This is a genomic window from Streptomyces sp. NBC_01460 (assembly GCF_036227405.1).
Lineage (GTDB): Bacteria > Actinomycetota > Actinomycetes > Streptomycetales > Streptomycetaceae > Streptomyces.
Genome location: NZ_CP109473.1, coordinates 1390378 through 1404733, shown reverse-complemented (window position 1 = coordinate 1404733; position 14356 = coordinate 1390378). Strand labels below are relative to the sequence as shown.

The window sequence follows — 14356 nt, the reverse complement described above, 5'->3', positions numbered from 1 at the left end:
GGTAAGTAATATGAGCCGCAATCAGCTGCCCGCCCCTCTGCGGTAAGGGATCTCATGTCTTCCTTCTTCACCGACCTGGCCCAGCAGTACATCGACGGTGAGTGGAGGCCGGGGAAGGGGTCCTGGGACATCATCGACTTCAACCCGTACAGCGGGGAGAAGCTCGCCTCGATCACCGTGGCGACGGCGGACGAGGTCGACCAGGCCTACCGCGCCGCCGAGCGGGCCCAGCAGGGATGGGCGGACACGAACCCGTACGCCCGGCGGACGGTGCTGGAGAAGGCGCTGCGCGTGGTCGAGGAGCGCGAGGCCGAGATCGGTGAGGCGATCGTCGCGGAGCTCGGCGGGACCCGCCTGAAGGCGGGCTTCGAGCTGCACCTGGCCAAGGAGTTCCTGCGCGAGGCCATCCAGCTCACCCTGCGCTCCACCGGGCAGATCCTGCCCTCGCCCACGGAGGGCAAGGAGAACCGCGTCTACCGCCTGCCCGTCGGCGTCGTGGGCGTCATCAGCCCCTTCAACTTCCCCTTCCTGCTGTCGCTCAAGTCGGTCGCGCCCGCGCTGGCCCTCGGCAACGCCGTGGTCCTCAAGCCGCACCAGTCCACCCCCATCTGCGGCGGCACCCTGATCGCCAAGCTGTTCGAGGAGGCGGGGCTGCCCGCCGGGCTGCTGAACGTCGTGGTCACCGACATCGCCGAGATCGGCGACAGCCTGCTGGAGCACCCCGTCCCGCAGGTCATCTCCTTCACCGGCTCGGACGCGATCGGCCGCCACGTCGCGCGGGTCTGCGCGGCCCACCTCAAGCGCGCGGTGCTCGAACTGGGCGGCAACAGCGCGCTGATCGTCCTGGACGACGCCGATGTCGACTACGCGGTCGACGCGGCCGTCTTCAGCCGTTACGTCCACCAGGGCCAGGTCTGCATGGCCGCGAACCGCATCCTGGTGGACCGCTCGGTGGAGCAGGAGTTCACCGAGAAGTTCGTCGCCAAGGTCGCCTCCCTGCGCGTCGGCGACCCGGCGGACCCCGCGACGCACATCGGCCCGCTGATCAGCTCCTCACAGGCCGACGCGGTGTCCAAGCTCGTCGACGAGACCGTGGAGGCGGGCGCCACGGCCCTGCTGCACGGCCGGGCCGACGGCAACCTGGTGAGCCCGTCCGTACTGACCGGCCTCGCCGCCGACTCCCCGGTCCTCCAGCAGGAGATATTCGGCCCGGTGGCCCTGCTCGTCCCCTTCGACGGCGAGGACGAGGCCGTCCGCATCGCCAACGACACCCCGTACGGGCTGAGCGGCGCGGTCCACACCGGCAACATCGAGCGCGGCGTGCGGGTGGGGCAGCGGATCCGCACCGGCATGATCCACATCAACGACGGCACCGTCCACGACGAGCCCATCGTCCCCTTCGGCGGCGAGAAGAACTCCGGACTCGGGCGGCTGAACGGCGAGTCGATGCTCGAGGCCTTCACCACCCAGAAGTGGATCTCGGTCCAGCACGGCCGCTCGCAGTTCCCCTTCTGACCGGCCTCTCCCTGCGGCGGGCGCGCCCCTCGTGGCGCGCCCGTGGTCTACTTCGGGGGCGGCCCGTGCCGCCCCCGAACCCCTCCGCCGCAGAGAAGTGACCCACCCGACGTGCGCCTGAACGACCTCGACGAACGCATCGTCCACGCCCTCGCCGAAGACGCCCGCCGCTCCTACGCGGACATCGGCGCACTCATCGGCCTCTCCGCCCCCGCCGTGAAGCGCCGCGTGGACCGGCTGCGCGCCGAAGGCGCCATCACGGGCTTCACCGTGCGGGTCGACCCGGCGGCGCTCGGCTGGGAGACCGAGGGTTTCATCGAGATCTACTGCAGCCGCAACACCGCCCCCGAGGCGATCAAGCGGGGCCTCGCCTCCTATCCGGAGATCGCGTCCGCCTCCACGGTGACGGGCGACGCCGACGCGATCGTGCAGGTCTTCGCGGCCGACATGCGCCACTTCGAGCAGGTGCTGGAACGGATCGCCGGCGAGCCGTACGTCGAGCGGACCAAGTCGGTCCTCGTGCTCTCCCCGCTGCTGCGCCGGTACTCCTCGGGCCCGCCGGCCTGACCTGCGGCGCCGCCGGAGCCGGGCGGCGCCGCCCGGCGGACGCGCCCCGGAGAGACCGATATCACTCGCCTGACCTGCGACGACGTCCTGCGCAACGAATCGCCGTACCGGCCACTCCCCGCGCAACGGATCGACGGTGTACGCGCAACATCCGCGTCTTGTCGGCCGTGATCCCCGCACCGTACCGTCGATACGTCTCCCCACCCCGTCCGTCCCGCCCGAGGTCACCCATGCCGCCGTTGCGCACCGCCCTGCTCCAGAGCTCCGGACGGACCGGTTCCGTGGACGCCAACCTCGCCACGCTCGACGAGGCCGCCACCCGGGCCGCCGCCGCCGGGGCCCGGCTGCTGGTCTGCCCGGAGCTGTTCCTCACCGGCTACGCCATCGGCGACGCCGTCCCCGCGCTCGCCGAACCCGCGGACGGGCCCGCCGCGCACGCCGTCGCCGAGATCGCCCGGCGCCACGGCCTCGCCGTCCACTACGGCTACCCGGAGCGCGCCGGCGACGCCGTCTTCAACGCCGCGCAGCTGATCGGCCCCGACGGCACGGCGCTCGCCAACTACCGCAAGACCCATCTCTTCGGCAGCTTCGAGGAGCAGTGGTTCACCCCCGGCGACCAGCCCGTGGTGCAGGCCGAGCTGGACGGCGTACGGGTGGGGCTGCTCATCTGCTACGACGTCGAGTTCCCGGAGAACGTCCGCGCGCACGCACTGGCCGGGACCGAGCTCCTGCTGGTCCCGACCGCGCTGATGCACCCGTTCCCCTTCGTCGCCGAAGCCGTCGTGCCCGTCCGCGCCTTCGAGAGCCAGCTGTACATCGCGTACGTCAACAGGGCGGGCAAGGAGGGCGAGTTCGACTTCACCGGGCTGAGCTGCCTGGCCGGCCCCGACGGCACGGCCCGCGCCCGCGCCGGCCGCGGCGAGGAGCTGCTCGTCGGCGAGGTCGACCCCGGTCTGCTCGCCGCGTCGCGCGCGGCCAACCCCTATCTCGCGGACCGCGTCCCGGGGCTGTACGGCTCCCTGGTCTGAGCACCACCCGCCCCCTGTCCCACGCTTCCCCGCAAGGAGTCCCAGCCCCATGACGTCCACGGTGCCCAACGCCGTCCAGCACACCGACGCGCAGCCGCCGATCACCATGTTCGGGCCGGACTTCCCCTACGCGTACGACGACTTCCTGGGCCACCCGGCCGGCATCGGGCAGGTACCGGCCACCGAGCACGGCACCGAGGTCGCCGTCATCGGCGGAGGGCTCTCCGGCATCATCACCGCGTACGAGCTGATGAAGATGGGCCTGAAGCCCGTCGTGTACGAGGCGGACCGGATCGGCGGACGGCTGCGCACCGTGGGCTTCGACGGGTGCGACCCGTCGCTGACCGCCGAGATGGGCGCCATGCGCTTCCCGCCGTCGTCCACGGCGCTCCAGCACTACATCGACCTGGTGGGCCTGGAGACCAAGGCGTTCCCCAACCCGCTCTCCCCGGCCACCCCGTCGACCGTCGTCGACCTCAAGGGCGAGTCGCACTACGCGCGGACCATCGACGACCTGCCGCAGGTGTACCGCGAGGTGATGGACGCCTGGAACTCCTGCCTGGAGGAGGGCGCCGACTTCTCCGACATGAACCGGGCGATGCGCGAACGCGACGTACCGCGCATCCGCGAGATCTGGGCGAAGCTCGTCGAGAAGCTCGACGACCAGACCTTCTACGGCTTCCTCTGCGGCTCCGACGCCTTCGCCTCCTTCCGCCACCGAGAGATCTTCGGGCAGGTCGGCTTCGGCACCGGGGGCTGGGACACCGACTTCCCCAACTCGATCCTGGAGATCCTCCGCGTCGTCTACACCGAGGCCGACGACCACCACCGGGGGATCGTCGGCGGCAGCCAGCAGCTGCCGCTGCGCCTGTGGGACCGCGAACCGCAGAAGATCACCCACTGGCCGCTCGGCACGTCCCTGGCCTCCCTGCACGACGGGGAGCCGCGCACCGCGGTGACCCGTCTCGACCGCACCGCCGGGAACCGCATCACCGTCACCGACGCCACCGGCGACATCCGCACCTACCGGGCAGCGGTCTTCACCGGCCAGTCCTGGCTCCTGCTCTCCAAGATCGCCTGTGACGACGCGCTCTTCCCGATCGACCACTGGACGGCGATGGAGCGCACCCACTACATGGAGTCGTCCAAGCTGTTCGTCCCCGTCGACCGGCCGTTCTGGCTCGACAAGGACGCGGCGACGGGCCGCGACACGATGTCCATGACACTCACCGACCGGATGACCCGGGGGACGTACCTCCTGGACGACGGGCCCGACAAGCCGGCCGTCATCTGCCTCTCCTACACCTGGTGCGACGACAGCCTGAAGTGGCTGCCCCTCTCCCCGAACGAGCGCATGGACGTCATGCTCAAGTCCCTCGGGGAGATCTATCCGGGCGTCGACATCCGCAAGCACATCATCGGCAACCCGGTCACCGTCTCCTGGGAGAACGAGCCGTACTTCATGGGCGCGTTCAAGGCCAACCTGCCGGGCCACTACCGCTACCAGCGGCGCCTGTTCACCCACTTCATGCAGGAGCGGCTGCCGGCCGACAAGAGGGGCCTGTTCCTCGCGGGCGACGACATCTCCTGGACGGCGGGCTGGGCCGAGGGCGCGGTGCAGACCGCGCTGAACGCCGTGTGGGGTGTCATGGCGCAGTTCGGCGGCTCCACCGACCCCACGAACCCCGGCCCCGGGGACGTCTTCGACGCGATCGCGCCGGTCGAGCTCCCGGAGGGCTGAGAGGACCGCGAAGGGGCGCGGCCGGGTGCCGGGCGAAGCGTTTCAGCGGCACGGCGTGAGCAGGAAGCGCCCCACCAGGCCGGTCCCGGCGTCCATCCGCGCCCGGAACTCCTCGGCCAGCGCCGGCACCCCGCGCAGCCGCCACAGCATCCTGGCCGCCGACCACGACGCCTCGCGGGCCCTCTCCAGGCTCCAGGCCCCGGCGAGATGGGTGAGCGGATCGGCGACCTCCAGCAGATCGGGGCCCGGCATCAGCTCTTCGCGGATCTGCTCCTCCAGCAGGACGAGGAGATCACCCACCCGGTCGAAGTCCTCCTCCAGGTCCGCCGGAGCGCAGTCGAGCGTACGGCAGGTGTCCACCACGGCCAGGGCGAGATCGTGCCCGATGTGCGCGTTGATACCGGCCAGCGCGAACTGCAGCGGGCGTACACCGGGGTGGCGACGGTACTGGAAGAGGGGACGCCAGCAGGCGGGCGGGGAACCGCCCGAGACGGCCGTGTCGACCGCCGTCAGATAGTGCTCCGCGAACCGCACGTCCAGTGCGGACACGGCCTCCCGCTCCGGGAACGCGCCGTCCGTGATGTGCCGGCCCAGGGCCTCCGTGACCGTCAGATAGACCTGGTTGAAGACGGCCACGCCGTCCCCGGGCGGCCAGTCGGAGCGGAAGGCACGCATCCGCTCGATCACCGCGCCGACATCGGTCACCGTGCCGGCGCCGCCGGCCGGGAGTGCGAACTGCTCGATCCGGTCCATGCGGGCAGAGTCCCAGCCATAGGCTCGCCACGGCGCCGACGGGCCGGAGAGTTCATCGGAACGGACGAACACCGGGCGCCGGGAGGGGGCGAGGGGTGCCGGGCGTGAGCGAACGAGGCAGGACCGAGGTCAGGCGCCGGAGACGCGCCGCACGACGCCACACCATGGCCGCGCTGGCGTCGGCCGTCGTGGCCGCCGGTGCGGCGACGGGCGTGATGACCGCCGCCGACGACGGCGGGCGCACGACCGCCCGCCCGGACACGAGCGTGTCCCCGGTCCTGGAACCGCTGCCCGCCGTGCCCGTCCCCTCCGTGTCCCCCTCGGCGTCCGTGACGCCCTCGCCGACTCCGGAGCCCTCCCGGACGGTGCGCAGGAGCCCCGCTCCGGCCACGTCGACCGGGCGGCCCGCGCAGCGCGCCGCGCCGCACCCGGAGCTCTACCGGCACCCGCGGTCCCAGGTCCTGGAGTGGGTCGACTCCCACCGGGACGACCCGCGCCGCCCGATGATCGAGTCCAGGATCGCGGCGCAGCCCGCCGCGGTCTGGTTCCCCGCCTACAACCCGGGGGCCGTGACCGGCCAGGTCCGGGGCGTGACGGCCGCCGCCGCGGCCGCCGGGCGGACGCCCGTACTCGTGCCGTACGCCATACCCGACCGGGACTGCGGCGGGGCCTCCGAGGGAGGGGCGCCCGGCCTGGACGCCTACGACGCGTGGATGGAGGAATTCGCCGCGGGCCTCGGCGGCGGACCGGTCATCGTGGTCCTCGAACCGGACGCGGTCGCCCTGTCGGACTGTCTCACCGCCGGGCAGCGGGCCGACCGCTTCGCGTCCCTGGCCCGCGCGGGCCGCACCCTGCACGCGGCGAACCCGCGGGCCAGGGTCTACTTCGACGGTGGGCACTCCGGCTGGCACGGCGCGGCGAAGCAGGCCGCGGCGCTCCGGGCGGCGGGGGCCGCGACCTCCGGCGACGGCATCTTCACCAACGTGTCCAACTTCCACAGCACGGCCGACGAGGCCGCGTACGCCCGCCGGGTGCTCGCCGCCCTCGGCGGTCCGCCCGGCCTGGGCGCCGTCATCGACACCAGCCGCAACGGCAACGGCGCGCCTGCGGCGGGGGACTGGTGCGACCCCTCGGGCCGCGCCCTCGGCAGGGCCCCGACGACGGACACCGGTCTGGCCGGGATCGACGCGTACCTCTGGGTGAAGCTGCCGGGGGAGTCGGACGGCTGCAAGGGCTCTGCGGGCAGCTTCACCCCGGAGTACGCCTACGAGCTGGCCACGGGCTGAGTGTCAGGAGTGCGGTGCCGGCCACGGCCCGGTCCGCGACTCCGGGAAGGGGCGTCCGGCCGGGCTGTCTCCTCGGCTCCTGAGGGGGCGCGTTCGACGAGTTGCGGAAACGGACTGCTGAGCGCGTCCGGAGGACGGTCCTCATCGACCTCTGCCGAGATCGGCGGCGCGGGTGGCACGGGTGGCGCGACGTGGCGGCGTGGTCGGATCACGTCGTCACGTCGATCCGGCCACACCGCCGGTGGATCAGAGGCCTTCCGGGTTCTCGAGCCTCTTCGACGAGCAGTAGTTCAGCAGGGTGTCACCCTCGAAGGTCGCGGCCTGGAGCAGGATGGAGCCGACGTGACCATTGGGAACCGACGTGATGTACGTGTTCCACTCCTTGTAGGTCCCGTACCCGGCAGTGTTGCTGTGCCAGCCGAAGTAGCTCCACGAAACGCCGTCCGGGTTCCCGGTCGCGAGCCGGACCCGGACGTGGTGTCCGTCAGGCTTCTCGTCGTACGCCTTCAGGGAAATGCCCGTGACGGAACCCGTGTAGGGCCAGTTCGCGATGTTCACCGATCCGCTGGCCCCGGTCGTGTAGCAGGAGCCGTAGGCCGTGCCCGCACTCGCGGAGCTGATCCCCATCACCGAGAACATCATCACGCCTGCGGCGGTCAGCCCGATTTTCGCGGTGTTCTTCATGTTGTTGCCTTCCCCGCATCATCAACAAGTACTGGTGTTCGATTGCGATCTGATGGTAGATCAGCGACTGATCGCACGCAATGGCGGGTTCATGTCATGGGTGATCGTGGCGCGAACCCGCCTCACGGGCAGCTTTCCGTCCGTCGCCGAGCCCGGTGCGGGCGGATCGGAGGTGGACGGACCACGCCTGTGAGGCGGGTTCGCGAGCCGGCGGAACCGCCCGGGGTTCAGGACGTTCCGGCCGGCGGCTGCTCGTCGTACTGGGACGTGCCCGAGTCCAGCAGGGGTTCCTGCGTCTTCAGGTGTGCGGGGGCGAAGGCGCGCAGCGCGTGGTAGCCGGTGATCACGACGAGTGTGCCGAGGGCGATGCCGCTCAGCTCGAAGTTGTCGCTGATCTTCAGGCTGACCCCGCCGACGCCGATGATGATGCCCGCGGCGGCCGGCACGAGGTTGAGGGGATTGCGCAGGTCGACCTTGGCGTTGAGCCAGATCTGGGCGCCCAGCAGGCCGATCATGCCGTAGAGGATGACGGTGATCCCGCCCAGCACCCCGCCGGGGATCGCGGCGACGACCGCACCGAACTTGGGGCAGAGGCCGAAGAGCAGCGCGAAGAACGCGGCGGCCCAGTACGCGGCGGTGGAGTAGACCCGGGTCGCCGCCATCACCCCGATGTTCTCGGAGTACGTGGTGTTCGGCGGGCCGCCCACGGCCGTGGACAGCATCGATGCCGCGCCGTCCGCGGCGATGGCGGTGCCCAGCTTGTCGTCGAGGGAGTCGCCGGTCATCTCGCCGACGGCCTTGACGTGTCCGGCGTTCTCGGCGATCAGGGCGATGACGACCGGCAGCGCCACCAGGATCGCCGACCACTCGAAGCTCGGGGCGTGGAAGGACGGCAGACCGATCCAGTCCGCGTGCCCCACGGCCGAGAGGTCCAGCCGCCAGTGGTCGACCGCCTCGGCGCCGCCGGCCGGGGAGTGGATCTTCCCGAAGACGAGGTCGAGCACCCAGGACAGCACGTATCCGAAGACGAGGCCCAGGAAGATCGCGATGCGGGAGAAGAACCCGCGCAGGCAGACCACGGCCAGCCCGGTGAAGAGCATGACCAGCAGGGCCGTCCACTGGTCCTGGGGCCAGTACGTCGACGCGGTGACCGGCGCCAGGTTGAAGCCGATCAGCATGACGACGGCGCCGGTCACCACGGGAGGCATCGCGGCGTGGATGATCCGCGCGCCGAACCGCTGCACCATGAGCCCCACGAGGAACAGCACGGCGCCGACGACCAGGACCGCGCCCGTGACGGTGGCACTGCTGCCCCCGCTCGCGCGGATCGTGGCGGCCACCCCCACGAAGGAGAGCGAGCACCCCAGATAGCTGGGCACCCTGCCCTTCGTCGCCAGGAGGAAGATGGCGGTGGCGACACCGGACATCATGATGGCGAGGTTCGGGTCGAGGCCCATCAGGACGGGAGCGACGAAGGACGCGCCGAACATGGCCACCACGTGCTGGGCGCCGAGCCCGAACGTGCGCGGCCAGGTGAGCCGCTCGTCGGGGCGTACCACGGCCCCCGGTGCGGGGGTCTTTCCGTCGCCGTGCAAGGTCCAGCGCACGCCGAGGCCCATGGTCGCTCCCTGATTGATGTGTGCGGTGCGCCCTGGGGGTCCACCCGCGGAAAAGATCAGAGCCATGGTAGTGCCGGGGGGCGGGGACCTCGCGCTCGGCCCCGCCGCAAGTGGAATCTACTGCTCCGCCTCCGCCCGTCAGGCCTTCGGTCGGCCGCCCGCCGGGCTCCTGGTCGGCGCCGGTTGCGTGACGCCGCCCTCGGCGACCGTGCGGTCGCCCGCCCGCAGCACGCCGGCTCCCAGGACCAGCCCGAACGCCAGCACCGTGACCAGGCCGAACGAGGTGAGCAGCGAGGTCGCCTCCGCCAGCGAGCCGATCGCGGACGGGGCGATGAGTCCGGAGGTGTAGGTGATGGTGGCGACGCCCGCGATGGCCCGGCTCGGGTTGTTCCCGCTGCGGCCGGCCGCCGCGAAGGCCAGCGGTACGACGACCGCCACGCCGAGGCCGAGCATGCCGAAGCCGCAGAGTGCCAGGGCCGCGCCCGGCGCCATCACCACGAGGAGCCCGCCGGCGGTGGCCAGGACGCCTCCGACGCGTACGGTCCGCACCGCGCCGAAACGGTCGACGACCCTGTCGCCGGCGATCCGGGCGATGGCCATCATCAGGGCGAACGCCGTGGTCGACGCCGCCGCGAGCCCGGCCGAACTGCCCATGACGTCCCGGAGGTAGACCGCGGACCAGTCCATGCTGGCGCCCTCGGCGAACACCGCGCAGAAGCCCACCGCGCCGATGACCAGAGCGGACTTCGGCGGCAGGGTGAAGCGCGGCGGCGGCTCCTCGTCGGGCTCGCTGCGCAGGTCCAGGACGCCCTGGCAGGCGGCCAGCCCGAGCCCCGTCAGCACCAGCGCGGCCAGGGTGTGGTGCAGCCGGGCATCCGCTCCGATGTGCGCGGCGACCGTGCCGCCCGCCGAGCCGATCAGGGCGCCCACGCTCCACATGCCGTGCAGCCCCGACATGATCGACTTGTCGAGACGGTTCTCCACCTCCACGCCGAGCGCGTTCATCGCCACGTCCGACATACCCGCCGACGCCCCGAACGCGAACAGCGCGGCGCAGAGGGCGAGCAGGTTCGGGGCCAGGGCCGGCAGGATCAGCGCCAGGGTCCAGAGCGCCAGCAGTCCCCGCAGCGCCGTACGGGCGCCGAACCGGTGGCTGACGCGTCCGGCCAGCGGCATGGCCAGGGAGGCGCCGATGGCGGGGAAGGCGAGGGCGAGCCCGAGCTGGCCCGCGCTCACCGAGGCGTGGTCCTGGATCCACGGGACCCGGGTCGCGAAGCTGCCGGTCACCGCCCCGTGCACGGCGAAGACCGCGGCGACCGCGTATCTGGCCCGCCTGACCTGCTCCGTGCCGAAGACCGGGACCGCTGAGTCCTTTGTCATGCGCCGTGCCCTCCCCTGGGAATCCTGGACCGCCGTGTCTCCGGCGGGCGTCGCGCGGTGCGGGCGTAAACTATCAGGAACCCTGCCTGATAAATAACCCCCATGGCGGCGGACCGTCAGTGATCTGGAAGGATCCCGGCATGCCCGCATCCCCGAGCACCGCCCGGGCCATCAACGACCGGCTCGCCCTGCGACTGCTCCAGCAGGACGGCCCGCTGACGGCCACTCAGCTGAAGACCCTGACCGGCCTGTCCCGTCCCACGGTCGCCGACCTGGTGGACCGCCTCCAGGGGGCCGGGCTGATCCGGGTGGTCGGGGAGAGCGGCGCGGACCGCCGAGGACCCAATGCCCGGCTGTACGGGATCGTCGCCGACCGCGCGCACCTGGCAGCTCTCGACGTCCGGACGGACAGCGTCGCCGTGGTCGTCGCGGATCTGCTCGGAGTCACGCTCGCCGAGGCGACCCTGCCGATCGGCAGCGACACCGGCGCGCGCCCCGCCGTCGAGAGGGCGGTGGCGATGCTGGAGCGCACCGCCCGCACCGCGGGAACGGCGCCGCTGCACAGCGTCGGCATCGGCGCCCCCGGCCTGATCGACCCGGTCACCGGGGAGCTCAGGAACACCGCCGGTCTCCCCGCCTGGCACGGGGGCCTGGTCAAGGAGCTCCAGCAGCGGCTGTCCGCCACCGTCCTGGTGGAGAACGAGACCAACCTCGCCGCCGTCGCCGAACACCGCATCGGGACCGCCCAGGACCGCGACACCTTCGTCCTGCTCTGGCTCGGCCACGGCGTCGGCGCCGCCGTCATGCTCGACGGGAGACTGCGCCGGGGCGCGTCGGGCGGAGCGGGGGAGATCGGCTTCCTTCCCGTGCCCGGAACGTCGGGAGTCCCCTCGGCAGTCAACTGCGACGGTGGTTTTCACTCCCTGGTGGGGTCGGCCGCCGTGTGCGCGCTGGCCGCGGAGCACGGCATCCGGTCCTGGGGCCCCGCCGCCGAGGGCGGTCACGAGCAGGACCCGGCCGCCGCGTTCGCCGTACGGGCCGCACTGCGCGCCGACGACGCCGAGGGCGAGGCCTTCCTGGCCGCGCTCGCCGACCGCCTCGCACTCGGGGCCGCCGCCGTCGTCTCCGTGCTCGACCCCGGCTGTCTCGTCCTGGCCGGCGAGGTCGGCCGCGCAGGCGGCGACGCGCTCGCCGCACGGGTCGAGGAGCGGCTGGCCCGGATGTCACCGCTGCGCACGGAGGTCAGAGCCGGGACGCTGGGTGGCGGCGCGGTCCTGCGCGGTGCGCTGTTCGCCGCCCGGGAATCGGCCCAGGAAGAGCTGTTCGCGCCGAGGGGGTGAAGCGTCCCGGGGGCCGTATCCGGCCAGGTGGCGTGAGCTCTCCGCCCGATGCCCGAGGTGCGATCGCCCACCGGGCGGCGGTGATCAGGCTCGAGGGGCATGTCAACGCGAAAGGCCCCGCAACCGGACGCTGCCGGTCTCGCAGGGCCTGCCGTACGTGGGTGAGCACGGCTTTTCGGATGAGACCGGAGCAAGTGTCGGCGGCCGCGTTTGAATCGGGCCTGGGACGGCTCCTCAGCCCCGATCAGGGAGGGCTCGGCGGTTCACGGCGCCCGTTTCCACCAGGAACTCACTCGGGTCGCCCGACCAGGACACGTACAGCCCGTCCCGGGCCCGCGTGCACGCGACGAACAGCAGACAGCGCTCCGCCAGGAGGTCCGCGTCGTGCTGGAGCCGATCCACCTCCGCCGCGGTGACCGCCTTCGGGAACGGCAGGGCTCCCTCACTCACCCCGATGACCGCGACGCACCGGAACTCCAACCCCTTGAACGCGTGCATCGTGCCGATCTGCACGGTGTCCGGGTCGGTCGGCGCGTTGCCCCGGAGGCGCACGGCAGGGACGCCCGCCGCCCTGAGGCGGTCCACCGCCCTGTCGCACGTCTTGTTGAACCGGGCGCTGACACCGATCTCGCCCGGCGCGATGCCGCTTCCGAGCCATCCGCACACCCTCGTGACCAGGGCGTCCAGCTCGGCGTCCTCGGAACCCCCGCCGAACGTCTCGGGCCCGCTGCCGTGCAGGGCGGAACGGTAGCCGAGCAGGGTTTCGTTGCGGGCGTCGTCAGCCAGTTGTTCGAAAGGGCGGCCGACAAGAAGCGCGGTGGACCAGCTCAGGATCTCGTGGGTGGAGCGGTAGTTCTTGCGCATCTTCGTGGACCGGCCGGTCACCTTCACGCCGACCGCCCTCAGGGAGACCTTCGTGTCGTAGATGCGCTGGTGAGGGTCGCCCGCGATGAACAGATCGTCCGGGCGGGCCGGAGCCGCAGAACGCAGCAGCCGCCACTGGGCCGGGTGCAGGTCCTGGGCCTCGTCGATGACCACGTGCCTGTAGGGCGGTCCGGAGGTCTCCAGCAAGTCGGCGGCCTCCGCGCACGTGCCGAGGTAGGTGCGCAGCCCGTCGACGCCGAGCCGGTCGGTGAACTCCTCGACCGTGCGCCACACCAGAGCGCGGGCGGCCGTGGGCAGAGCGCTGCCGCGTCCTCGTCGCTCGCAGGCCTCGTACTGTTCCAGCGTCCGCAGGTTCTGGGCGAGGACCACATGCTTGTACTCCTGCGCGAGGAACTGTGGCGTGCCGGTGAATCCGGTGGCGCGGGCCGCGCGTTCCCATCGGGTCTCCTCCTCACCGCCTCGCAGCGGCCGCCGCGATGTGGACACGACACGGCCCGCGAACGCGTCGACGGTCATGATGTCGACACGGTCGCGCAGCCCTTCGTCCTCGACCAGGGCGGCGAGACCGGCGCGCAGCGCAGTGACCAGGGCATTGGTGTACGTCGTCAGCAGCACCCGGTCGCCGTCGCGCACATGGCCCAGGAGATGGCGTACCCGATGCAGGGCGACGACCGTCTTTCCGGTCCCGGGACCGCCGGTCACCTGTGCGGGACCGGAGTACGAGGGGCGGTAGGCGACCTTGTGCTGCGACGGGTGGAGGAAGACCCGCCAAGCCGCGAAGGGCTTGTCCAGGATGTCGCGCAGCTCATCCGACGCGGAGACCAGAGCGATGCGCGCACGGGTGCGCTGAATCGCCGTGGCGAAGTCCTGCGTGTCTACGGGCGGGTCACCGGCGGTCACGGTGGACATGGCGACGGACACCACGTCCCGCCAGACGTCCTCGACGCTGAAACCGGCAGCCAGATACTCAAGCACCTCACGCTGGTCCTGGGGGAAGTACGGCGCGAAGACCTCCAGTTGTTCGGCGTCGGTGAGCACGCGGGCCTGCCGAAGAGTGGTCTCGTCGATGCCGAGCGCGGCCATGTCGCCGTCCGACACCTTCGCGAACAGTCTCTCGTCGGGAGCCGGAGCGATTTGCTCATACGCGGGAGTGAGCTCGTCGAGCATGGCGATGTCCCGGATCTCGACGGCCCGGGTGACCGTGTTGATGCTGGCCTTCTGCTTGATCGCCCACGCGATCGCCTTGTCGTGTGGCATGACGCGCAACAGCACATACGTGTCACCGCTGTCCGGGGCCAGGACGACACCTCGCGTGCCCTGGTCGATACGGATGGTCCGGATGTGCGGATCACGGGCCCGCTTCAGGGTCTCCAGCTTCAGCCCCTGGTCCTTGAACAGCTGGTCGAGGGTGAGGTGCTCGAACTTCTCCCAGGCATCGAACACTCCCTGTTTGACGCCGCCCTGGAGCTTGCTGAGCTGAGCGCAGAAGTCGATGTCGAACGCGAGGTGGGGCATGGGCGGACTCTCCGGGGGAGCGACGGGCGTAGGGGCGGTGGCG

At 71.6% G+C, this 14356-nt stretch carries 12 protein-coding genes; 7 read left to right on the top strand and 5 right to left on the bottom strand.

The window, feature by feature from the left end:
* Positions 1–54 precede the first annotated feature (54 nt).
* From OG488_RS06150 to OG488_RS06135, 4 genes are all read left to right on the top strand, one after another.
* The gene (locus OG488_RS06150; RefSeq protein WP_329226654.1) at positions 55–1515 is read left to right on the top strand and encodes an aldehyde dehydrogenase family protein; all 1461 of its coding nucleotides are present in this window, start codon (positions 55–57) and stop codon (positions 1513–1515) included.
* A 111-nt stretch (positions 1516–1626) separates the two neighbouring features.
* Positions 1627–2082: an Lrp/AsnC family transcriptional regulator gene (locus OG488_RS06145; RefSeq protein WP_329226653.1), complete on the top strand. Its 456-nt coding sequence runs from the start codon at positions 1627–1629 to the stop codon at positions 2080–2082.
* A gap of 230 nt (positions 2083–2312) precedes the next feature.
* Complete coding sequence (locus OG488_RS06140) at positions 2313–3110, top strand: carbon-nitrogen hydrolase family protein (RefSeq protein ID WP_329226651.1); 798 nt, start codon at positions 2313–2315, stop codon at positions 3108–3110.
* A gap of 49 nt (positions 3111–3159) precedes the next feature.
* Complete coding sequence (locus OG488_RS06135; RefSeq protein ID WP_329226649.1) at positions 3160–4851, top strand: flavin monoamine oxidase family protein; 1692 nt, start codon at positions 3160–3162, stop codon at positions 4849–4851.
* A 42-nt stretch (positions 4852–4893) separates the two neighbouring features.
* Here the strand turns inward: OG488_RS06135 and OG488_RS06130 are convergent, their stop codons facing one another.
* A complete protein-coding gene (locus OG488_RS06130; RefSeq protein ID WP_329226647.1) occupies positions 4894–5604 on the bottom strand; it encodes a DUF5995 family protein in 711 nt (236 codons plus the stop codon).
* A 95-nt stretch (positions 5605–5699) separates the two neighbouring features.
* On the opposite strand from OG488_RS06130, the gene OG488_RS06125 reads away from it, so the two are divergent.
* Positions 5700–6890 (top strand): glycoside hydrolase family 6 protein, encoded by a 1191-nt coding sequence (locus OG488_RS06125; RefSeq protein ID WP_329226646.1) that lies wholly within the window; start codon positions 5700–5702, stop codon positions 6888–6890.
* A 246-nt stretch (positions 6891–7136) separates the two neighbouring features.
* Here the strand turns inward: OG488_RS06125 and OG488_RS06120 are convergent, their stop codons facing one another.
* A complete protein-coding gene (locus OG488_RS06120; RefSeq protein ID WP_329226645.1) occupies positions 7137–7517 on the bottom strand; it encodes a hypothetical protein in 381 nt (126 codons plus the stop codon).
* On the opposite strand from OG488_RS06120, the gene OG488_RS06115 reads away from it, so the two are divergent.
* A complete protein-coding gene (locus OG488_RS06115) occupies positions 7489–7767 on the top strand; it encodes a hypothetical protein (protein ID WP_329226643.1) in 279 nt (92 codons plus the stop codon). The two genes, OG488_RS06120 and OG488_RS06115, sit on opposite strands and share 29 nt — an antisense overlap.
* Positions 7768–7801: 34 nt before the next feature.
* Here the strand turns inward: OG488_RS06115 and OG488_RS06110 are convergent, their stop codons facing one another.
* Both OG488_RS06110 and OG488_RS06105 read right to left on the bottom strand, forming a co-directional pair.
* A complete protein-coding gene (locus OG488_RS06110; protein ID WP_329226641.1) occupies positions 7802–9193 on the bottom strand; it encodes a uracil-xanthine permease family protein in 1392 nt (463 codons plus the stop codon).
* 138 nt (positions 9194–9331) lie between these two features.
* The gene (locus OG488_RS06105; protein WP_329226638.1) at positions 9332–10573 is read right to left on the bottom strand and encodes an MFS transporter; all 1242 of its coding nucleotides are present in this window, start codon (positions 10571–10573) and stop codon (positions 9332–9334) included.
* A gap of 140 nt (positions 10574–10713) precedes the next feature.
* Between OG488_RS06105 and OG488_RS06100 the strand changes: the two genes are divergently transcribed.
* Positions 10714–11913, top strand: a complete 1200-nt coding sequence (locus tag OG488_RS06100; RefSeq protein ID WP_329226637.1) for an ROK family transcriptional regulator — start codon at positions 10714–10716, stop codon at positions 11911–11913.
* A 234-nt stretch (positions 11914–12147) separates the two neighbouring features.
* Here the strand turns inward: OG488_RS06100 and OG488_RS06095 are convergent, their stop codons facing one another.
* Positions 12148–14313, bottom strand: a complete 2166-nt coding sequence (locus tag OG488_RS06095; RefSeq protein WP_329226635.1) for a UvrD-helicase domain-containing protein — start codon at positions 14311–14313, stop codon at positions 12148–12150.
* Positions 14314–14356: the final 43 nt, after the last annotated feature.